At 64.3% G+C, this 21,152-nt stretch carries 19 protein-coding genes; 5 read left to right on the top strand and 14 right to left on the bottom strand.

Translation table 11 applies throughout. The features are described from left to right. Window positions 1–2 precede the first annotated feature (2 nt). The 7 genes from fliL to fliF all read right to left on the bottom strand — a co-directional run bounded on the left by fliL (window position 3) and on the right by fliF (window position 7,828). Complete coding sequence (gene fliL / locus DOM56_RS12190) at window positions 3–473, bottom strand: flagellar basal body-associated protein FliL (protein WP_110709071.1); 471 nt, start codon at window positions 471–473, stop codon at window positions 3–5. A gap of 216 nt (window positions 474–689) precedes the next feature. Further along, on the bottom strand, window positions 690–2,102 hold the full coding sequence (locus DOM56_RS12185; RefSeq protein ID WP_110709069.1) for a flagellar hook-length control protein FliK: 1,413 nt from the start codon (window positions 2,100–2,102) through the stop codon (window positions 690–692). Between the two features lie 74 nt (window positions 2,103–2,176). Further along, window positions 2,177–2,632: a flagellar export protein FliJ gene (gene fliJ, locus DOM56_RS12180; protein ID WP_232822285.1), complete on the bottom strand. Its 456-nt coding sequence runs from the start codon at window positions 2,630–2,632 to the stop codon at window positions 2,177–2,179. 173 nt (window positions 2,633–2,805) lie between these two features. Then, entirely contained in the window at window positions 2,806–4,245 is a 1,440-nt protein-coding gene (gene fliI, locus DOM56_RS12175) for a flagellar protein export ATPase FliI (protein WP_110709065.1), read from the bottom strand. Then, the gene (locus DOM56_RS12170) at window positions 4,220–5,008 is read right to left on the bottom strand and encodes a flagellar assembly protein FliH (RefSeq protein ID WP_110709063.1); all 789 of its coding nucleotides are present in this window, start codon (window positions 5,006–5,008) and stop codon (window positions 4,220–4,222) included. Before DOM56_RS12170 ends, fliI begins: the two co-directional genes overlap by 26 nt. Beyond that, the gene (fliG, locus tag DOM56_RS12165) at window positions 4,995–5,993 is read right to left on the bottom strand and encodes a flagellar motor switch protein FliG (RefSeq protein ID WP_110709061.1); all 999 of its coding nucleotides are present in this window, start codon (window positions 5,991–5,993) and stop codon (window positions 4,995–4,997) included. The genes DOM56_RS12170 and fliG overlap by 14 nt, the downstream gene beginning before the upstream one ends. Then, window positions 5,990–7,828, bottom strand: coding sequence for a flagellar basal-body MS-ring/collar protein FliF (gene fliF / locus DOM56_RS12160; protein ID WP_110709059.1), 1,839 nt, complete (start codon window positions 7,826–7,828; stop codon window positions 5,990–5,992). Before fliF ends, fliG begins: the two co-directional genes overlap by 4 nt. Window positions 7,829–8,133: 305 nt before the next feature. Between fliF and fliE the strand changes: the two genes are divergently transcribed. Beyond that, window positions 8,134–8,460: a flagellar hook-basal body complex protein FliE gene (fliE, locus tag DOM56_RS12155; protein ID WP_110709057.1), complete on the top strand. Its 327-nt coding sequence runs from the start codon at window positions 8,134–8,136 to the stop codon at window positions 8,458–8,460. A gap of 105 nt (window positions 8,461–8,565) precedes the next feature. Here the strand turns inward: fliE and rarD are convergent, their stop codons facing one another. Further along, window positions 8,566–9,546, bottom strand: coding sequence for an EamA family transporter RarD (gene rarD, locus DOM56_RS12150; RefSeq protein WP_110709056.1), 981 nt, complete (start codon window positions 9,544–9,546; stop codon window positions 8,566–8,568). Between the two features lie 103 nt (window positions 9,547–9,649). Between rarD and DOM56_RS12145 the strand changes: the two genes are divergently transcribed. From DOM56_RS12145 to DOM56_RS12135, 3 genes are read left to right on the top strand one after another with little or no spacing between them, the layout of a single operon-like run. Beyond that, on the top strand, window positions 9,650–10,471 hold the full coding sequence (locus tag DOM56_RS12145; RefSeq protein WP_110709053.1) for an amidohydrolase: 822 nt from the start codon (window positions 9,650–9,652) through the stop codon (window positions 10,469–10,471). A 13-nt stretch (window positions 10,472–10,484) separates the two neighbouring features. Then, window positions 10,485–11,432: a magnesium/cobalt transporter CorA gene (gene corA, locus DOM56_RS12140; RefSeq protein ID WP_110709051.1), complete on the top strand. Its 948-nt coding sequence runs from the start codon at window positions 10,485–10,487 to the stop codon at window positions 11,430–11,432. 32 nt (window positions 11,433–11,464) lie between these two features. Next, a complete protein-coding gene (locus DOM56_RS12135; protein ID WP_110709049.1) occupies window positions 11,465–12,169 on the top strand; it encodes a pseudouridine synthase in 705 nt (234 codons plus the stop codon). 69 nt (window positions 12,170–12,238) lie between these two features. Here DOM56_RS12135 and DOM56_RS12130 read toward each other — a convergent pair whose 3' ends face one another. The 6 genes from DOM56_RS12130 to gloB form a co-directional block, all read right to left on the bottom strand. Continuing rightward, window positions 12,239–13,822, bottom strand: coding sequence for a dipeptide ABC transporter ATP-binding protein (locus tag DOM56_RS12130; RefSeq protein WP_110709047.1), 1,584 nt, complete (start codon window positions 13,820–13,822; stop codon window positions 12,239–12,241). After that, window positions 13,819–14,922: an ABC transporter permease gene (locus DOM56_RS12125; RefSeq protein WP_110709045.1), complete on the bottom strand. Its 1,104-nt coding sequence runs from the start codon at window positions 14,920–14,922 to the stop codon at window positions 13,819–13,821. The genes DOM56_RS12130 and DOM56_RS12125 overlap by 4 nt, the downstream gene beginning before the upstream one ends. After that, entirely contained in the window at window positions 14,922–15,995 is a 1,074-nt protein-coding gene (gene yejB, locus DOM56_RS12120; protein WP_110709378.1) for a microcin C ABC transporter permease YejB, read from the bottom strand. Before yejB ends, DOM56_RS12125 begins: the two co-directional genes overlap by 1 nt. Window positions 15,996–16,004: 9 nt before the next feature. Next, window positions 16,005–17,858, bottom strand: coding sequence for an extracellular solute-binding protein (locus tag DOM56_RS12115; RefSeq protein ID WP_232822273.1), 1,854 nt, complete (start codon window positions 17,856–17,858; stop codon window positions 16,005–16,007). A gap of 100 nt (window positions 17,859–17,958) precedes the next feature. After that, window positions 17,959–19,125 carry a transglycosylase SLT domain-containing protein gene (locus DOM56_RS12110; protein WP_110709043.1) on the bottom strand — a complete coding sequence of 389 codons (1,167 nt, stop codon included), beginning with the start codon at window positions 19,123–19,125 and terminating at the stop codon, window positions 17,959–17,961. Between the two features lie 78 nt (window positions 19,126–19,203). After that, window positions 19,204–19,971: a hydroxyacylglutathione hydrolase gene (gene gloB / locus DOM56_RS12105; RefSeq protein WP_110709041.1), complete on the bottom strand. Its 768-nt coding sequence runs from the start codon at window positions 19,969–19,971 to the stop codon at window positions 19,204–19,206. 425 nt (window positions 19,972–20,396) lie between these two features. Between gloB and DOM56_RS12100 the strand changes: the two genes are divergently transcribed. Continuing rightward, window positions 20,397–21,059: a methyltransferase domain-containing protein gene (locus DOM56_RS12100; protein ID WP_232822272.1), complete on the top strand. Its 663-nt coding sequence runs from the start codon at window positions 20,397–20,399 to the stop codon at window positions 21,057–21,059. The last annotated feature ends 93 nt before the right edge of the window (window positions 21,060–21,152 follow it).

Raw genomic sequence — 21,152 nt, 5'->3', positions numbered from 1 at the left:
GCTTACTGCACGATGAAGTCGGAGAACAGCACGTCACTGATGGCTAACGTGGGCTGTGGCGTGGTGATCGGGTCGTCGAACAGACCGAGAATCTGCTGCTTCAACTTGATCTTGCCCTCGGGCTTGATCAGCTCTTCTGCGCTCTTGCCGGACAGCAGCATCAGCAGACGGCTGCGAACTTCCGGCATGTGCTGGGTCAGAAACTCACGGGTCTGATCGTCGTTGACGCGCAGCGACAGACCCACGTAGAGCAGCCGGTCGCCGTAGTCGCTCTGCAAGTTGACCGTGAACGGCTGGATGGTCACGAATATCGGCACGGGGGGCTCGGTCGGCTGTTCCTCGACGACATCGGTCGCCTCGCTACCACCACGGGCATCGAGAAAGAAGTACACGGCGATCGAACTCGCGATCGCCAGCAGGACGATCAAGAGCCCTACCACGAGTAGGGATCGACTTTTACGGGGTGCGGCCATTGCTTCTGCCATTACGGGTGATCTCTGGAAGTTGCAGCGGATTATGCGGTGGCGGGCGGCCTGGCGATCGACGGAAAAGACGCCTTCCGGTCGGTCAACTTCCCCTTTCGTGTCACGCTACTACCGAGAAGTGACGCTGCGGTCGCCAACTCGCCGCACGACGTGGTGTCACGGCTGGCGTGAGCCAGCCGTCATCCGTGTTATCGGCAGCGCCGGTCAGGCGTAAAGGTTGATGTTGCCATTGCCGGTCAGCGTGATGCTCCGTGCCGTGACGTCATCGACCGGCTCGATGCCCGTCGCCGTCAACAGGGAGCCGGCAGTTCCGCCACCGTGGCGCGGACGATCATCGCCGGAGGAGTGCCCCTGCTGAAAATGGCCCTGATCGCTCACCATCGCTTCGCCCAGCGCGATACCGCTATCGGCCAACGCCTGACGCAGTTGGGGGATCGCTGCCTCGACGGCGGCGCGAACCGGGGCGTGCGCCGACAGGATCTGGAGCTGTGCCTGCTGATCCTGGACCGTCAGAGAGACGTTTAGCGGTCCCAATTCCTGGGGATGGAGGCGAAGCGACATCTGCTGGTCGCCGCGCTGGTGCATCTGCAGTACCTGCTGGCCGAAGGAGGCCGGCCACTGGGGAGACTGTACCGGGGCATTGATGAAACCGGGCGTCGAGGAACCCGCCGATGCGGGGCCCGCCGCACCGGTCGGCGACGTGGTGGCGGTCGCCAACGAGCCGATATCGGAGCGGGGCGTCGGAACGGAACTGACGTCCGACGCATTTCGCTCGGGCAGGCTGATCGATGCGGCATCGCCAATCTGGCTGGCCGCGGTCACGGCTGCGCTGTCCGGAGCGCCGGGAAGGACGGGCGTTTGACCATTCATGGCGGTCATGCCGGAATTAGCCCCGGGCGTGGTGCCATCGCTGCGTCGACTATCGATGGCTGACAGCAACCCCCCGAATCCCGACTGGCTGGCCGGTGCCTTGGCGCGCTCCGGGGTTCCGGCCTGATCGATTTCGGCGGGTGATGTCTCGAGCGCGGCGGCACCATCGGCCGGCGGAGCCGTGGCGGTCGCCTTGAGGATCTGCTGCGTCAGTGCCCGTTGCCCGACGTTCGACAAGGCTGGGCCAGCGCTTGCGCCAGTGCCGCTGGCGGCATTGGGGGGTTGCGACACCATGGCGAGCGGCAAGCCGGCCACCATGGCGGCGAGAGAGTCGGCATCGAGGGAGCTCGACTCCCCACCGACCGCTTGGGTGCCTGATGGATCGTCGGCGGCGGGCGAGAGGCTGGCCAGGATGGCCCGAAGACTGGACATGTCTTCCTCGTCGAGCGCCTGCAGAGCGGGAGCAGCTGGCGCGCCCGAAAGCCCGGTGCCGTCCTCGGCGCTATCGGTGGCAGGCGGTTGCGCCGCCACGGCGTTCGCTGGCTCACTGCTGGTCTGGCCATTGGCGTCCGAATTCGGCGCCTTCGCGGCGGTCGTACCGTTCTGTGCGGCCGGTTGCGCTATGTTTCCGGCCGTCGCCCGCTGCAGGGAGTCGGCGAAAGGGGCGCTCTCGCTGGAGGCCTTGCCTTTGGCACTCGCGCTACGATCCGGGGGCAAGGTCACGGCGGTGATTGCAGAAAGTTCCATGGGCGGGGGCCGTCGGTTTCGTGGTCGGGTGACGCTTCGGATCAGGCCTCGATTCGGTGCGCCGAATCTCTATTTCAGCTTTGCTGCGAGTGTCGGGCGTCTTGCTGGCGACGTAGCAGCTGCGCGGCCATCTCGTCGCTGTGACGCTGCTCCTGGCGAGCCTGATGATAGGCGGCATCGCGCTCTCCACGGGCATGCAGCGTCTCGTAGGCATTGAGCTTGCGGCGTTCGCCTTGCCAATGCTGCCTTCCGCTTTCTACCCGGGTCTGATGCTCGCCGAGCCGTCGCTGCTGCTGTTCGATCGCCTTGTCGAGAGAACCGATGAACTGCTGGTAGTCGCGCCACTGGCTGGAGGAGACGCCCTGCGTCAGGCTGTCGTGCAGCTTGCGCTGGTACTCTTCCCGATAGCGCTGGAGTTGACCCAACTGGGTCTGGGCTTCCTGCTGCTGACGCTGTAACTGGCCGAGACTCTCCACGGCCTTGTCACTGCTGCGTTGTGCCAGGTCTCGAAGCATCTCCATGGCTTGCATGTTGGCCAAAGCGTTACCTCCTATCCATTCGTCCGTCATCATGGCGACGGGAGAATTCAACGGCTCCCATTGTGACGGCGCCGATGCCACCCCAAAGGTTCGATAAGCGCCAAAAAAAGCCACTATTCCCGTTGGAGATCAGGGGATAGGGGGCAATGCGCCAGGGTGACGGTTCAGTCGTCGATCGGGATGAGCCGGTCGAGTTCGGTGTGGGTATGGTCGATGCCCGCCGTCTCGTTCATCCGCTGCTGCAGGAACGTCTCCAGCCTCGGATAGAGGGCGACGGCGCGGTCGAGTTGAGGATCCTGTCCGCTGACATAGGCGCCGACATTGATCAGGTCGCGATTGCGCTGATAGCGGGAGATCATCTGCTTGAATCCCTGGGCCTGACGGAGGCGCCTGGTGTCGACTACTGCCGGCATGGCGCGGCTGATCGAGGCTTCGATATCGATCGCGGGATAGTGGCCGCTCTCGGCCAGGGCCCGCGAGAGCACGATATGGCCATCGAGGATGGCGCGGGCGGAATCGGCGATCGGATCCTGCTGGTCGTCGCCTTCCGTCAAGACGGTATAGAACGCGGTGATCGAGCCGCCGCCGCGCTTGCCGTTGCCGGCTCGTTCGACCAGCGCCGGCAACTTGGCGAATACCGACGGGGGATAGCCCTTGGTGGCCGGGGGTTCGCCGATCGCCAGGGCGATCTCCCGAGCGGCCATGGCGTATCGGGTCAGCGAGTCCATGATCAGTAGCACGTTGCGGCCTTGGTCGCGGAAATCCTCCGCCAGGCGCGTGGCATAGGCGGCGCCCTGCATGCGTTGCAGCGGCGAGGTATCGGCGGGGGCCGCCACCACCACGGCGCGGGCCAATCCCTCCTCGCCGAGGATGTTCTCGATGAAATCCTGGACTTCACGCCCGCGCTCGCCGATCAGGCCGACGACGATGACGTCGGCGTCGGTGTAGCGGGCCATCATGCCCAGCAGCACGCTCTTGCCCACCCCGGAGCCCGCGAAAAGGCCCATGCGCTGGCCGCGACCCACGGTCAGCAGGCCGTTGATGGCACGAATCCCGACGTCGATGGTGGTATCGATGGGGGCTCGGGCCAGGGGATTGATGGGGGGCGTCTCGAGCGGGGCGTGTGGCAGCTGTTCGAGGGGGCCGTGGTCGTCGAGAGGGCGGCCATTGCCGTCGACGACGCGCCCGAGCAGCCCGTCGCCGAGCGGAAAGCGTCTCGCGCTGGCAACGTCGAGGCGATTGCCGCTGAGTGCCAGTACGCGGGCGCCGGGGAGCAAGCCGCTGGTGTCGGCCAGCGGCATCAGAAACAGCTTGTCCCCGGAAAAACCGACGACTTCGGCTTCGGCGAACCGTTCGCCATCGCCGTTGCCCGTGCCGGCAGAGAGTTCTATCAGGCAGGCGCTGCCCAGGGGAAGACGGATGCCGACGGCCTCCAGCACCAGTCCGGTGGCGCGGGTGACCCGCCCCTCGTGACGGTAGTGGGAAAGCGATTCGACCCGCTGGGTGACCTTGTCCAGCGCCAGGCGCCAGCGTTGATGGTGCGAGGCGACCTCCGATGGCTCTGACGACTGGCCGATGTCACTCACCGGGCGCTTCTCCGTCATCGGCATTTCCCTTCGCCAGCGGCGTTGACTCCACGGGGGCCGAACCGGTCCGCGAGCGTCGGCGCTGATCGAGAATGGCCTTCCACTGGGTGCTGAGGCTCGCATCCAGGCCGCCGCCGGCGCTGGTGGCACGACAGCCGCCACGCTCCAGCGTCGGATCGGCGTGGCATTCCCAGCCGCTGGCCTCGAGCGTGTCGCTCATCGTCGACTTCACCAGTTCGAGATCCTGCGGGTTCAGCCAGAGCCGAGGCTTGCCGTTCAGCGTGGTGTCGGCATCGAGCAGTTCCCGCACCACGCTGAGGATGTGTTCGGGCTTGGCAGCCAGCGATTCGCCGGCCAGCTGGCGACCGGCGATCAGCGCCAGTTCGACCAGCTGATCCGCGATCTCGGCGTCGAGCGATGCCAGCGCCAGCCGAAAGTTGTCGGCCAGCCCGGCGAGTGGGGCCAGCGTCATGTCCAGCCGCTTGTTGAACTCCAGCTCGGCAGCGGCGTTACCCTCCTTGACGCCCTCGCTGTAGCCAGCCTGATAGCCTTGCTCGTGTCCCTCGCGGTAGCCCTGCTCGAGCCCCTCGAGCCGGGCCTTTTCGGCGATGCTCTGGCGCGCCTTGGCCTCCGCATCCTGACGCTGGCGCCGCCGGCGGGCGTCGGCATGCGTGGTGGACGGCTCGGAAGCGGGTGGGCAGCCCAGTTCCTCCATCTGCCACCGGTGCCATTCGCCACGATCGCCGGACGTGGAATGGTCGTCGCGATCAGACGTAGCCATCGTCGCCACCGCTCAGGGCGATTTCGCCGGAGTCCGCCAGTCGCCGCACGACGCCGAGGATCGCTTTCTGTTCGTTCTCCACCTGGGACAGGCGCACCGGCCCACGATTCTCCATGTCTTCGCGCATCAGCTGTGCCGCACGCTGGGACATGTTGCGGGTGAACTTGTCGATCAGCTCGTCCTCCGCGCCTCGCAGCGCGATGACCAGCGAGTTGGTCTCGATCTCGCGTAGCACCAGCTGGATGCCACGATCGTCGATATCCAGCAGGTTTTCGAACAGGAACATCTCGTCGATGATCCGTTGTGCCAGATCTTCGCTGTGGGCGCGAACCACGTTGATGACCTGCTCTTCCTGGGCGGAATTCATCAGGTTGAGAATTTCGGCCGCGGTTCTCACGCCGCCCATCTTGCTGCGCTTGAGGTTGGTGCCGTCCAGCATCGAGCTGAGCACTTCGGTGAGCTCCTGCAGAGCCGCCGGCTGCACGCCGCTGAACGTGGCGATGCGCAGCATGACGTCATCGCGCTGTTTCTCGTCGAACAGCTCGAGGATGTCGGCGGCCTGGCCGCGCTCCAGGTGCACCAGGATGGTGGCGATGATCTGCGGGTGCTCGTCGCGAATCATCTCCGCGACCATCGACGCTTCCATCAGGTTCAGAGAGTCGATGCCCGATGCCGTGTTGCTGGTCTCGAGAATGTCCTCGATCAGACTGCTGGCGCGCTCGCTGCCCAGCGCCTTGGTCAGCACCGCACGGATATGGTCGTTGGAGTGTAGGTTGATGGCGGTGAACTGCTCGGTCTCGGCGTGGAACTCCCGCAGAACGAGCGCCATCTCCTCGTGGGAGACCTGCCCCAACTTGGCCATCTCCTGGCTGATGTCCTGCACCTCGCGGCTCGAGAGGTACTTGAATACCTCGGCAGCGCTGTCCTCGTCCAAGGAGAGCAGTAGGATGGCGCCACGTCGGGCGCCGGTCATTGCCGTCGTCATGATTTGTCCATCCAGCTTCTGACGACCATGGCGACCAGGCGCGGGTCTTCCTGGGCGATTTCACGGACGTCCTTGAGATCCTGCTCGTAACTCGAGGCGCCACGCCGATTGCGATCTCGTCCACGCGATGCACCACCGGCACGGATCGAGCTGTCGACGCCGGCGCCCCCGCCGACACTCTGGTAGCTTGCCGCCGCGGCCGCCGCATCGGTGGCGGACATCGGCGAAGTCGCTTGGGCCGGAACCGGTTCGCGGGTCTGGCGACGAATCAGCGGCTTGACCAGCTTGAACCACAGGAACAGGGCGACCAGCGCCACGACGAGGTACTTCAGCACGCTCTTGGCGAGGCTCCAGATCTCCGGCGTTTGCCACCACGGCTGCGTCTCGAACTCCGGTGCATTGGCCTGGAAGGGGCTGTTGACGACTGCGAGGTCGTCGCCACGTGCCTCCGAGAAGCCCATCGCCTGTCGCACGAGGCCACGGATCTGGTCCATCTCCGTGTCGCTCAGGGCGACGCGGGTCGGGTTGCCGGCATCATCGACGCCGTCGCGATAGTTGACCACGACGGCGACCGAGAGGCGGTCGATGTCGCCACTATGCTGCTTGACGTGTTCGACGGTGCGATCCACTTCGTAGTTGATCGTGCTGTCACGATGCACCTGGCCGGTGTCGGTATTGCTCGCGGTCTGGGTGTCCGTACCCTGGGTGTCCGTCGCCTGACCGTCGGCCTGGTTGCCGTTGCCGTTGGCGGCATTCTGATTCTGGGCCGGCGCCTGGGTTGCCGGCGCGTTGATCGGCGAGGCCGCGGTACCCGGCGGCTGGTTGCTCAAGGCGCCGGGGACGCCCATGGCCAGATCGCCATTGCTCTGGAACGAAGCGCTGCTCTGCTGGCTGCGCACCGCTGCTTCGTTCGGTGCCTGATTGGGACCGTAGCGTTCCGCGGTCTGCTCCCGCTGGGAAAAGTCGACCTGGGCCGTGACCTGTGCCCGGACATTGCGCGCGCCGACGATCGGGGCGAGGATCGCCTCGATGCGGTCGGCATACTGATTCTCGAGGTTGCTGACGTAGTCGAGCTGGCTGCCGTCGAGCTGACTGGCGTTGCTGGCAGGGCGGCTCAGCAGGTCGCCGTTCTGGTCGATCACGGTGACGTCGCCCACGGCCAGTTGGGGCACGCTGCTGGAAACCATGTGAACGATGGCGTTGACCTGGCCCTCACCCAGCACCCGGCCCGGCTGGAGGTCGAGAACGACGGAGGCGGTGGCGGGCTGGCTCTCGCGGACGAACACCGACGGCTTGGCCATGGCGAGATGGACGCGAGCCCGGGCGACGCTACCCAGCGTACCGATGGTGCGGGCCAGCTCTCCCTCCAGCGCCCGCTGATAGTTGACCTGCTCGGCGAACTGGCTGATGCCGAAGGCCTGGTCGTCCATCAGCTCGAAGCCGACGCCGCTGGCTTCCGGCAGACCCTGCTCCGCCAGCTTGAGACGAATGGGCCTGACCTGGTCGGCGGGCACCAGCAGTGCCTGACCGCCTTCGCTGAACTGATAGGGAACGCCCATGGCGTCGAGCTGATTGATGATGCGACCGCCGTCGGCATCGGTCAGGGTGGAATAGAGGACGCGGTACTCCGGCGCGCGAGCCCAGAGCAGCAGCGCGATCACGATGGCGACGGCAGCGGCGCCGGCCACGATAAGCGGTATGCGCGGGTTCCCCTGCAGCTTGCTCAACCAGTCGCGTCCGCCGGCAGTCGTCTCCGACGCGGTTTGTCGGGTCGATTGCCGTGCGGACGAATTACCTGGGTTCGAAGTGTCGTTGGGCGACGTGGCCGTGCTCATGTCGTGCTCCGATCATGGCACGTGGTGCAACTCGACAACATGGCAGTAGTCTGCTCCCTGCAACGCGTCTGCTCATCCGTACCTCGACACGCTCGGGGTGCTGCTCCGATGCGGCTCTGGCCGGGGCGTTAGTTTGATGGCAGCCATTATGTGTCGGTCTGTTAACGCTGAAGGTGGGAAAAGCCGGTGTTTTCACACGCATTTACCGCGATGGTCATGGTCACGCTGTTGATAGGCTGCCAGCGTCGATTACCACGACGGCTCCCGGCATCATGGCCGTGAGCATCGTCATACAGGAACCCCCCATGAGTGCTCCAGCCATTCAAGCGGCGCTTCAGCAGATGCAGGCGCTATCGACCCAGGCAAGCGGTCAGGCCGCGGCATCGCAGCCATCGCTGACCGAGACAGGCGGCAGTTTTGCCGGTGAGTTGCAGGCATCGCTTGGACGAATCAATCAGATGCAGCAGACCGCCAATCAGCAGGCAATGTCATTCCAGGCCGGCGACCCGAATGTGGCGCTGAACGACGTGATGATCGACATGCAGAAGGCGAGTGTCTCCTTCGACATGGGAGTTCAGGTGCGTAACCGTCTGGTAACCGCCTACAAGGAGATCATGGGGCTGCAGGTGTAACACCCGGCGACGCTTTCCCACGATCTCCCATTTGCGCCCGGGCGTCGCCAGTCCGGCCGGGCGTCCCAGCCAGGTTGCCCCGGCGCGGAAGTCGACCTGATGCACTCATTTCGCCACGCCATCGCGGCCACGGGCGAGGGTCCTGCGGTGGCCGCGCCACGCCTCCATCGAGTAAAGCCCGAGGCCGACCCAGATCAATGCAAAGGTCAGCAGCTGAGGCCAGACGAGAGGCTCGCCGAAGACCCACAGTGCCAGCAGAAACTGCAGCGTGGGGTTGAGATACATCAGGAAGCCGATGGTGGATAGGGTCAGGCGCTTGGTGGCACCGGCGAAGGCGAGCAGCGGCAGGGTGGTTACCACTCCGCTGACGATCATCAGCGTGGTGATATCGAAGCTGACACCGAAATGAGACTGCCCGTGCCATGTCAGCCAGGCGAGGGACGCCAGGCTCAGCGGCAGCAGCAGGCTGGTCTCCACCAGCAGGCCGGACAGCGCATCCAGCGGCACGCGCTTGCGCAGCAGACCGTAGCTGCCGAACGTCATGGCCAGCACCAGACTGATCCAGGGCAGTGTCCCCAGCAGGAGAAGCTGGAGCATCACTGCCGCCAGCGCCAGCCCCATCGCCATCATCTGCCAGCGGCCGAGCCGTTCGCGCAGGACCAGCATGCCCAGTGCAACGTTGACCAGTGGGGTCATGAAATAGCCCAGACTCGCCTGCAGCACACGATGCGTTTCCACCGCATAGATGTAGAGCCCCCAGTTCAGCGCGATGAGCAGCGCGCATCCCAGAATCCATCCCAGTCCGCGGATCGCCTCCCGGCGCCCCGAAAAACTGTTGCGGATGGCGGGCCAGCGCCCCATCAGCGTGACCACGGCGATCAGGAAGATGCAGGACCAGAGAATTCTCTGGATCAGCACCTCGAAGGCCGGTACCCCGTCGAACAGCGAAAAGAAGAGCGGGAAGCACCCCCAGAGGGCGTAGGCGGTAATGCCGTAACCGACACCGCGGCGGGTCTCGTTGCGTGGCGTATCGATCGACGGTTTTACGCTGCCTGACAGGGTCTTGTCTGAAGGGGATGCCGACATGTCGCTGCTCGTCGCTCTCGGGTTTGGAGGCCGGGTAATCTATCATGACAGCCATTCGCGTTGACGAATTGATCGATCCCGACATGCGGCAGGAGGAAAAGCCATGAACGAGCTACGAGTCAGCCTCGTCCAGAGCGAGCTCGAATGGGAAAACCCGGAGGCCAATCGGCGGCTGCTGGATCACCGCATGGGCACGCTGGACGGAAGCCGGACGGATCTGATCGTGCTGCCGGAGATGTTTGCCACCGGTTTTACCATGAATGCCGAAGGGATGGCGGAGCCGGCCGAGGCAAGCCCCACGCTGGACTGGATGCGGCGCCAGGCGCGCGAGCGTGATTGCGTGATCGCTGGCAGTCTGGCGATCGCCGATGGTGGCGCCCGATACAACCGGCTCTACTGGGTGACACCGGAGGGCGGTGTCGAGCACTACGACAAACGCCATCTGTTCCGGATGGGTGACGAGCCGTTGCACTACGCGATGGGGCAGACCCGCAAGGTCGTCGAGCTGAAGGGATTTCGGCTGCTGCTGTCGGTCTGTTACGACCTGCGGTTCCCGGTCTGGCTGCGACAACGACCAAGCGAGCACGAGCCGTTCGAGTACGATGCGCTATTGTGTGTCGCCAACTGGCCGGCGCCGCGCAGACGGCCCTGGCGGACGCTGCTGCAGGCCAGGGCGATAGAGAATCTCGGTTACGTCATTGGCGTCAACCGTGTGGGGCGTGATGGCAACGGGCTGGCGTACGCCGGGGACTCGATGGTCGTGGACTTCAAGGGCGAGCCGATGATCGATCACCCGGCCGACACGCCGTTCGTCGAGACGGTGAGCTTGTCAGCAGCGGCGCTGTCATCGTTTCGCGATACCTTCCCCGCCTGGAGAGACGCGGATGCCTTCGCGTTGATCGACCTCGACGATCACCTGCAATGAGTAAGGATGGGCAATGATCCGAACCTTTCGCCTCGACCAGACCGATTTTCAGGAGCTCAACGACGGCGCCATCGCCGAACGCCTGCTGGAGGCCAACTGGATCGATGCCTATGATCTCGGTGATGAGGATCGCGCGGCGCTGAAGCCGTTCCTTGCCGAGGAGCTGCCGGCCAATACCGATATCGAGGAGATCGAATCCTCGGCGCGCTTCTTCACCGATACCGACGGCCTGCACGTGCACTCGCTGTTTCTATCCCGCAACGAGGGCAAGCACCAGACCAATACCGTGGTCTTCATCCTCCAGTCGCAGCGGCTGCTGTCGCTACGCGAGGACGACCTGGCCGATTTTCGCCTGTTCCGGCTGCGCGCACGGCGCGGTCAGACCGAGGCTCATTCGCCGCAGTCGCTGATCGTCACGCTGTTCGAGCAGAAGGTCGAGAACCTCGCCGACAGCATCGAGGACATGCATCGCGACCTCGAGCAGGTCAGCCATATGGTGCTGGAGATCGAGGATGCGGATCTGGAAGAGGCGATCGACCGGTTGGCCAAGGTCGAGGACAGCGTGGGCAAGATCCGCTTGTGTCTGATGGACACCCAGCGCTCGCTCTACTTTCTCATTCGTCACCTGCGCTATCACGCCGAGCTACAGGAGCAGGCCAAGGAGGCGCTGCAGGACGTTGATGTGCTGATGTCGCACAGCACTTTCCTGTCCGACAAGGTCAACTTCCTGATGGATACCACTCAGGGGTTCATCAATATCGAGCAGAACCAGATCATCAAGATCTTCTCGATCGCCTCGGTGGTGTTTCTGCCGCCGACCATGATCGCCAGTATCTACGGGATGAACTTCGAGGTGATGCCGGAGCTCAGTTGGAGCTTCGGCTATCCGATGGCGATCGGCCTGATGGCGCTGTCGGGAATCTCGCCCTATCTCTACTTCAAATATCGCGGCTGGTTGTAAGCTCGCCGCCTACCTAGGAGTGTCTAGAACCCATGCGGTTGGACCGATTTCTCAGTGAAGCCACCGAGCTGACGCGCAGCCAGGCCAAGCGTGCCCTGCGCCAGTTGGAAGTCAGCGTCGATGGCGAGACCGTGCGCGATGCCTCGCGCCAGGTCTCGGATACCCAGGACATTCGCTGGCAGGGGTCAGCGCTGGCGCGGATCGGCTGGCGCTATCTGATGATGCACAAGCCGGTCGGAGTGGAGTGCTCGCTGCGCCCGGCTCACTACCCCTCGGTGATGAGCTTGATCGAGATCGAGCAGATCGAGCGCCTGCATCCGGTAGGACGGCTGGATGTCGACACCTCGGGACTGCTGTTGATCAGCGATGACGGCAAGTGGACCCATCGCGTGACCTCGCCCAACCACGCTTGCGAGAAGCGTTACAGAGCGACACTGGGCGAAACCCTGTCCGCTGACGATGCGGTGCGCGTAGCGAAGCAGTTCGCGGAGGGAATCATGCTGAACGGCGATGAGAAACCGACGAAACCCGCGATTTTCGAGGCCGTGGGCGAGTCCGAGGTGATCGTCGGCGTGACCGAGGGGCGCTACCACCAGATTCGCCGGATGTTGACGGCGGTCGGCTACACGGTGGAGACCTTGCATCGTGAATCCATCGGCCCCTTGTCCCTCGATCCGGAGCTGGCACCGGGGGAGTGTCGCCATCTGCGTCCGGAAGAAGTTGCAGCCTTCGAATGATCGAGCCAGCGGTCAATAAACTTTATACCGTTATCTTTTTTTTCCGCCAAAACAAAAGGCCGAGCGTCATCAGGTCAATGACGAGGCTTCGATAAGGGCTCGCGTGTAGGCGGTTCGGGGCGAGTGCAGCAGCGTTTCGCAGTCGCCCTGTTCCATGACCTTGCCATCCTTGAGCACCAGAATCCGGTGAGCCATCGCGCGTACCACGGCGAGATCATGGCTGATGAACAGGTAGGTGAGGTCATGTTTCGCCTGAACGTCACGCAACAGCTCGATCAACTGCTTCTGTACCGTGCGATCCAGTGCCGAAGTCGGCTCATCGAGGATCAGCAGTCTGGGTTTCAGGATCAGCGCACGGGCAATGGCGATACGCTGGCGTTGACCGCCGGAGAACTCGTGGGGATAACGGTGACCGCAATCCGCCGGCAGGTCGACGTCGTGAAGGGCTTCGGCGACACGTTCAGCCACCACCGGCGGCGTCAGCTCGGGGTGATGAAAACGTAGCCCTTCGCTGATGATGTCGGCAACCGACAGGCGGGGCGAGAGCGAGCCGTAGGGATCCTGGAACACGATCTGGAGCGCTCGCCGCTGGCGTCGAAGCGCTTCTCCGCCCAACTGGTCCAGACGCTGGTCGGCGAAGTGGATTTCACCGTGGGAGGGCAGCAGTCGAATGAGTGCCGAGGCCAGGGTCGACTTGCCCGATCCGGACTCGCCGACCACGCCGAGAGTCTCACCGCGGCGGAGTTCCAGTGACAGCGGTTCGACGGCGACGAAAGCCGGCGGGCTGGGGCGCAGCAACGGCTTGGGCCGCTTGAATGTCACGCTGAAGTTGCTGGCGCTCAGCAGCAGCTCGCTCTGCGGTGGCAGCGGCCTGGGGCGGCCGGACGGTACGGCGTCGATCAACTGTCGCGTATAGGCGGCCTGCGGTGTCTCGAAGAGGGTTCGAGCCGGGCCGGCCTCTACCTGCTTGCCCTGCTGCATGACGACCACCCGGTCGGCGTGGCGCCGGACCAGATTGAGATCGTGGCTGATCAACAGCAGGCCCATGCCGAGGCGCTGGCGGAGCTCGTCCAGCAACGCCAGGACCTGCCGCTGCACCGTGACGTCCAGCGCCGTGGTGGGTTCGTCGGCGATCAGCAGCTGTGGCTCGTTGGCGATCGCCATGGCGATCATGACCCGTTGACGCTGGCCCCCGGAGAGCTGGTGAGGCCAGGCAGCCATGAGCTCGTCGACTCTGGGGAGCTCGACCTGCGTCAGCAGCTCCCGGGCACGCCGCGTCGCGGCGTTGCCACGCAAACCCTGATGCAGGCGCAGCGTTTCCCGCAGCTGCTTGCCGATGGTGTGCAGTGGATTGAGCGAGGTCATCGGCTCCTGAAAAATGAAACCGATGCCGCCGCCGCGAAGCTCGTTCCATTCCCGCCGACTCAACCGGCCCAGGTCGCGGCCCCCGAAGGTGCGCGTCCCCGTCACCCGGCTGCCAGGCGGAAGCAACCCCAGCGCGCCGAGGACGCTGACCGACTTGCCAGAGCCGGACTCGCCCACGATGGCCACGGTCTCGCCTTGTTCCACATGCAGGTCAAGCTCGGACACCGCTTGCGTCTCGCCGAAGTGGACCGAGAACCGACGCAGTTCGAACAGGGGCGTTTGACTCATGGCTGGCTGTCCTGTGCGTGGGTCGTTGCCGCTAGCGGAGGTCGCGCTGCAGTCGTCGACGTCATGATATGGCGCGGGTCGAAGGCGTCGCGAAGGCCTTCGCCGATGAACACCAGCAGCGACAGCATCACGCTGAGAGAGAGAAAGGCGGTGATGCCGAGCCACGGCGCCTGCAGGTTGTTCTTGCCCTGGGCCACCAGCTCGCCCAGCGATGGCGAGCCCGGCGGCAAACCGAAACCGAGAAAGTCCAGCGCGGTCAGGGTGGTGATGGCGCCGGTGAACAGGAACGGGATGAAGGTGAGGGTGGCGACCATGGCGTTGGGTAGCACATGGCGCCGCATGATCAATCGGGAGGGCAGGCCCATGGCTCGGGCCGCCTTGACGTACTCGAGGTTCCTGGCACGCAGGAATTCGGCACGCACGATGTCCACTAGGCCCAGCCAGGAGAACAGCAGCATGATGCCCAGCAGCCACCAGATGTTGGGTTCGACCAGGCTGGCCAGGATGATCAGCAGGAACAGCACAGGCAGTCCCGACCATATCTCGATCAGGCGCTGGCCGAACAGGTCGATCTTGCCGCCGTAGTACCCCTGCGCGCCGCCGATGAAGACACCGAGCAGAATCGAACCCACGGTCAGGGCCAGGGCGAATGTCACCGACAGGCGGAAGCCGTAGAGCACCCGCGCGAACACGTCGCGACCCTGGTCGTCGGTTCCCAGCCAGTGGCGTGCCCCCGGCGGGGAGGGAACCGGGCCTTCAACGTCGCGATCGAGAGTCTGGTAGGAGAAGGGGACCGGGGGCCAGAGCATCCAGCCGTGGCGCTCGATCTGCTCATGCACGAAAGGGTCGCGGTAATCGGCCGTGGTGGGTAGAAACCCGCCAAACTCGGTCTCCGGGTAATCCACCAGCATGGGGACGTACCACTCGCCCTGATACTGCATCACGATCGGCTTGTCGTTGGCGATCAGTTCCGCGGCGAGACTGAACGCGAACAGTAGCCCGAAGAGCCACAGCGACCAGTAAGCGCGCCTGTGGCGCCGGAAGACCTGAAGCCGGCGCCGGGTGATCGGCGAGAGTCGCTGACGTCGATTCGGTGTCATCACGACTCCCGGGTGGCAAAGTCGATTCGTGGGTCGACCCAGACATAGGTCAGGTCGGAGACCAGCTTCAGCAACAGGCCGATCAGGGTATAGAGATAGAGCGTGCCGAAGATCAGCGGGTAATCACGCTGCATCACGGCCTCGAAACCGAGCAGCCCCAGGCCGTTGAGCGAGAAGATCACCTCGATCAGCAGCGAGCCGGTGAAGAAGATGCCGATCAGTGCCGCCGGCATGCCGGCGATGATGATCAGCATGGCATTGCGAAAGACATGGCCGTAGAGCACGCGCCGGTCGGAGGCGCCCTTGGCGCGCGCGGTCAGCACGTACTGCTTGTGGATCTCGTCCAGAAAGCTGTTCTTGGTCAGCATCGTCAGCGTGGCGAAGCTGCCGATCGCCGAGGCAGCCACGGGCAACGTGATGTGCCAGAAGTAGTCCTGAATCTTGCCCAGCGGGGATAGCTCGTCGAAATCGACCGAGGTCAGCCCGCGCAGGGGGAACCAGTTGAGGTAGCTGCCCCCCGCGAATACCACGATCAACAGGATGGCGAACAGGAAGCCGGGAATGGCGTAGCCGACGATCACCACCCCCGACGACCAGATATCGAAGGCGCTGCCGTGGCGTAGCGCCTTGCGAATGCCCAGCGGGATCGAGATCAAGTAGACGAGCAGGGTGGTCCAGAGGCCCAGCGAGATCGATACGGGCAGTCGATCCAGAATCAGGGTGGTGACTGACTGGCCCCGAAACAGGCTGTCACCGAGATCGAACGTGGCGTAGTCCCGCAGCATGAGGGCGAAGCGCTCCCAGGCGGGTTTGTCGAACCCGAACTCCTCGGTCAGCGTCTGGCGCAACTGGTCGTTGACGCCCTGAAGGCGCCGAGAGTCGTTGCCGCCGACGCTATCCCCACCTCCGCCCTCGAGGCCGGTGCTCGCGGTGCTGCTCAAGCCCTCGAAGCGGGCCATCATCTGATCGATGGGGCCGCCCGGCGCCGCCTGGACGATGATGAAGTTGAGCAGCAGGATTCCCAATAGCGTCGGGATCATCAACAGCAGACGGCGAACGACATAGCTGGCCATGATCGGCAATCACTCCTGTCCGCGCTGACGGGCGGCAATGGCGCCGGCCCGTTCGGGGTCGACCCACCAGACCGAGAAATCGGGTGTATAGCGCGGGAAAGGTCGGGGGTAAGCGAATTTGTTCCACACCGCGACGCGAGTACCGTCGAAGTTCCATTGCGGCACGACGTAGAACCCCCATCGCAGCACGCGATCCAGCGCTCGCGAGGCAGTATCCAGTTTTTCGCGGCTGTCCGCACGGATCAGATCATCGACCAGGGCGTCGACGACCGGATCTCGCACGCCGGCCAGGTTTCGGCTCTGGGGGACATTGGCGTATTCGCTGGTCCAGAAATCCCGCTGCTCGTTACCCGGATTGGCCGACTGCGGAAAGCTGCCGACGATCATGTCGAACTGGAAGCCTCTCAGGCGGTCGAGGTATTGATTGACGTCGACCACCCGGATCTTGCTGCGGATACCGAGCCGTTCCAGGTTGCGAGCGAAAGGCTGGGTGATACGTTCCCACTGGCTATCGTAGAGCAGGAACTCCAGGGTGAAAGGTCGACCGGTCTCGATATTCACCAGGGTGCCGTCGCGCACGTCATAGCCGGCTTGACGCAACAGCCCCAACGCTTCCCGCAGGCGCAGGCGGAGCGCTTCCGGTTGCGCTACGGGCAGTGGCTGATCGAACACCGCGGCGGGCAGTTGGTCGCGATAGGGGGCGAGCAACGCCAATTCCTCGTCTCCGGGCAGCCCTCTGGCTGCCATTTCCGAGTTCTGGAAGTAGCTCTCGGTGCGTTGATAGGCGCCGTAGAACAGATGTTGATTGACCCAGTCGAAATCGAACGCCAGGCCAAGCGCGCGCCGGACCCGCGGGTCGCTGAGCTGTGCTCGTCGGGTGTTGATCACGTAGCCCTGCATGCCGGCGGGTTGTCCATCCGGTACGATCACTCGCTGGATGGCGCCATCCTCGACCGCTGGCGTGTCATAGGCCGTCGCCCAGTTCTTGGCGCTGCTTTCGATACGCATGTCCAGCGCCCCGGCCATGAAGGCTTCCAGGGCGACCGACTGATCACGAAAATAGTCGTAGACGAGGCGGTCGATATTGTAGCGGCCCCGGTTCAGCGGCAGGTCGCGGCCCCAGTAGTCGTCGACCCGGCGATAGACGATGCGACGGCCGGGGTCGATCGTGGCAATCTCGTAGGGACCGGAGCCCAGGAGCTTGTCGAGCGTGGGCCGCGTGAAATCGCGATCCTGCCAGTAGTGCTTTGGCAATACCGGCAGTTGACCCAGGATCAGCGGCAGCTCTCGCGACTGGTTGTTCGAGAACTCGAATCGCACCGTCCGCTCGCTCACCGCCGAGACCGACTCCACGCTGGCGTAGTAGGCGCGATAGAAGGGCGAGCCCTTGTCGCGCAGCAGCTGGAAGCTGAACACCACGTCCTCGGCGGTGACAGGATGGCCGTCGTGGAAATGCGCCTCGGGTCGTAGATCGATTTCCATCCAGTGTCGATCCGGATCGAGTCGTATCCCTCCAGCCAGCAGTCCATACATGGTGAATGGCTCGTCGGCGCTGGACTCCATCAGCGTGTCGTAGATCTGATTGAGCCCATCCGCTGGCGTGCCCTGGATGATGAAGGGATTGGTCGAGTCGAAACTGCCGTTGGCCGCGCGGCGCAACGTGCCGCCTTTGGGAGCCTCGGGGTTGGCGTAGGGCAGATGCTGGAAGCCCGTGGGCAGTGCCGGATCGTCATAGAGCGCGATGGCGTGCACGGTCGGTACATCGCGATGCACTTGCTCGGGGGCGTCAAGCTGGCCGTCGGCGGCTACCGCCAGCGGCGCGGCCAGCGTGATGGCCATCAGCAGCCATCGAAATCCAGCCATTGTCGACATCCTCCTGTCGGTGCGGCGGTCTGCACGGGTACCTGGCGTTCAGCGCGTCTCGTCGGCAACGATCGTGACGCCACGGCGTTCGCTCCGGGGGCTAGCGTCGGGCGCCGCTATTCTGAGCCAGCGCCATGGAAGGGACGGTCAATGCCTGTCCGATGCGAATGGTGCTGCCATCGAGGCCGTTTTCCCGCTGAATCTCGCCGACACTGACCCCGAAGTGCTTGGCAATGGCGGAGAGCGTGTCGCCGCGGCGAACCACATAGCGGTTCAGCACCGTGCGCTCCGAGTCAGGTAGCGTGGCGAGATTGGCCAGGAACCGCTGCTTGGCCGCCGCCGGCACCAGGATACTGGCATCGTCGCGCGGTCGTGTCGACGCTCGTTTGAACCCCGGGTTCAGTGCTCGCAGGATCTGCGGATCGACGCCCGCGAGATCGGCTGCCATCGAGAGTGTCAAAGGCCCCTGGGTATCGACCTGGGCGAACTGGACCTTGTCCGGGATTGACGGCAAGGCCACGCCGTATTGCTCCGGTTCGGCAATGACTTCGGAGAGTGCCAGCAAGCGGGGAATATAATCCATGGTCTCTGCGGGCAGTCGCAGGTGCCAGTAGTCGATCGGATCTCCGCGATTGGCGGCCGCCTCTCTGGCGGCGTTGACCGTGCCCGCGCCGGCGTTGTACGCGGCCAGTGCCAGCAGGATATCGCCGTCGTACCAGCGATCGGCCTGCTGCTGGATGTAGTTCATCGCCGCATCGGTGGCGGCGACGACGTCGTGGCGCCCGTCGTACCAGGCGGTGCGCGACAGGCCCATCGCATCGCCGGTCGCCGGCATGAACTGCCACAATCCGGCGGCCCCACCGGGGTTGGTGGCTGTCGGGTCGTAGCCGCTTTCGATAAACGGCAATAACGCGATTTCGCTGGGCAACCGATGGGACTCCAGCTGCTGCGTCACCCAGCGCAGCCAGGGCTTGGCCTGCGCCGCGACCTTTTCGACGTGGCGCGGATGAGCACGATACCAGTCGAGCCATGCGGCGACCCGGGGGTTGGCATTCTCGTGAGACAGCCGAAAGCCGTTGCGTAGTCGGCTCCAGGCATCGGGTGCGCGACGACTCTGCAAGGCGAGAGCAGACCAGAACGAGTGCCGGGAGGCACTGTTGGCGGTGGCCGAAGCCTCCTTGGCCACTGCCGTGAAGGGTAGCGTCGACAACAGCAACCCCCCCGTGAGACCGACGACAATCCGACAGCGTCGGGTTCGAAAATTCATGTGTTCAAAATCCTTGATGACACCGGCGGCCAATCGGCGCGGCCGACGGTGGGTGCCCCCCGTCTTCGACGGTGGCGATCAGAAGCGGTCCTTCCAGGCTCGCAGCGTGGCAAACGCGGCAGCGTCGTCATCGACCGGTCCCTGCTGGCTGAGCGTTTCGCGAAGGCCTGGGTTGCCGATGCGCAGGAAAGGATTGATCTGGCGCTCCCGGCCCATGGTGGTTGGCAGGGTCGGACGATCCAGATCGCGGGCCTTCTGGCACTCGCTCCGATAGCGGTCCCGGGTAGCGTTGTCGGGCTCGGCAGCAGCGGCAAAGGCAAGGTTGGCCAGCGTGTACTCGTGGGCGGCGAACACCAGTGTGTCCTCGGGCAGGGCGTCGAGCTTGGCGAGCGATTCCTGCATTTGCAGAGGGGTGCCCTCGAACAGTCGCCCACAGCCGCCGGAGAAGAGGGTGTCACCGGCGAACAGCAATCCTGGTGTGCCGGGGGCATGGAAGGCGATATGATCCAGGGTGTGGCCGGGAACGGCGTAGACCTCGAAGCGTCGACCCAGGACACGACATTCATCACCCTCGCCGACGCGGTGGTGAATACCGGGGATGGCGTCGTTGGCGGGACCGTAGACCTGCGGCGCGTAGCGCTCGGTCAGGGCTCTAAGCCCACCTGTGTGATCCTTGTGATGATGGGTGACGAGGATGGTGTCGAGGGTCAGGTTTTCCTGCTCCAACCAGGCGATCACGGGATCGGCGTCACCAGGATCGACAACGGCGACACGATCCTGGGTATCTTGACGCAGCACCCATATATAGTTGTCCTGGAACGCGGGAATCGGCATCACGGTCAACATGTGGCATGCTTCTCCGGCAGGTTGGTCTCGAGATTCGGATGTCGGGGTTCGAACGTCGTTGTGACCCCCACGTCGGCCGCAGGTTCACCGAGACGATCATCGTCTGGGCGCGAACGTGACGTGGAGAGCTGCTTCGAACCATCGTCAAAAAGCGCTAACCTTGGGGAGTAAAGTCGCCCGTGTCAATCTCGTCGCCCGTTCAGAGCTTGCAGTCCGCCGTCCGGGAGGGCCGCCGGTTCTGGGAATCGGCATCAGGTCTCTCGCTTTGGCGAGCCGAGCGCGCCTGCCTTGGTCCGCACTGTGAACAGCACCGGGGCATCGTGAGTCTGCAGTTGGGGATGGCGCCCTTGATGAGCGATATGTGCCCCATCCGACACGCTCTGGATTGGGCGCCTTCCCCTGATCTCGTTCGCACCCGAAACAGCTTGATATGCCTGCCCGACAGCCTGCCATTGGCCGACGACAGCGTCGATCTGACACTGTTGCATCATCTTTTGGAAGCGGTGGACCGGCCGCATCACGTGCTGCAGGAAGCGGCTCGCGTCACCCGCGCAGACGGCCGCTTGCTGGTGTTCGGCTGGCATCCGTTCGGGCCCGCCGCAGCTCGCCGTGGCAAGCGTCCGGCGCCGTGGCAGCGTCAGTGGCGGACGCCGGGACGGCTGCGGGACTGGCTGGCGTTTGTCGACTTCGAGATCGAGCGGGTAGACTACTGCGGCTTTCGACTGCCTGGCCGGGCGATCGGAAGCGATCGCCTGGAAACGCTCGGTCGGCGCTACAATGTGCCGTTGGCTGCTGCCTACTTGCTTGTGGCTCGTCGGCGCAACATACCCGTTCAGCCCATCAAGCTGCGTGAGCCGGTGCTCCAGGGTCGCCGTTCGGGCGCATGGCTCGGACTGGCGAAGGAGACCGGCCCCAGTCGGTCGCGCGATCGCGAGGCGTCGAATTCGACCCCGGTCAGTGCCCGGCGCCGGGCGCCCTCGCCACTGCCGCCGGGCAACGACCAAGAGGGTCTGGAAACCGCAGCGAAGCAAGAGCGACCCGAACCGCGTGGCGCCTTGCGCAACGGATCTTTCCGCACGATCGCCTGAGCGGGATACAGCCCCGCTCACCTCGACACCGATAGATAACCAAGATCGCCTGACACTGAGAGAGTACGTCTTGTCCGCCCCGACCTCTGAATC

The organism is Salinicola sp. CR57, from assembly GCF_003206585.1.
GTDB classification, from domain to species: domain Bacteria; phylum Pseudomonadota; class Gammaproteobacteria; order Pseudomonadales; family Halomonadaceae; genus Salinicola; species Salinicola lusitanus.
This window is presented reverse-complemented; position numbering and strand designations above follow the sequence as displayed.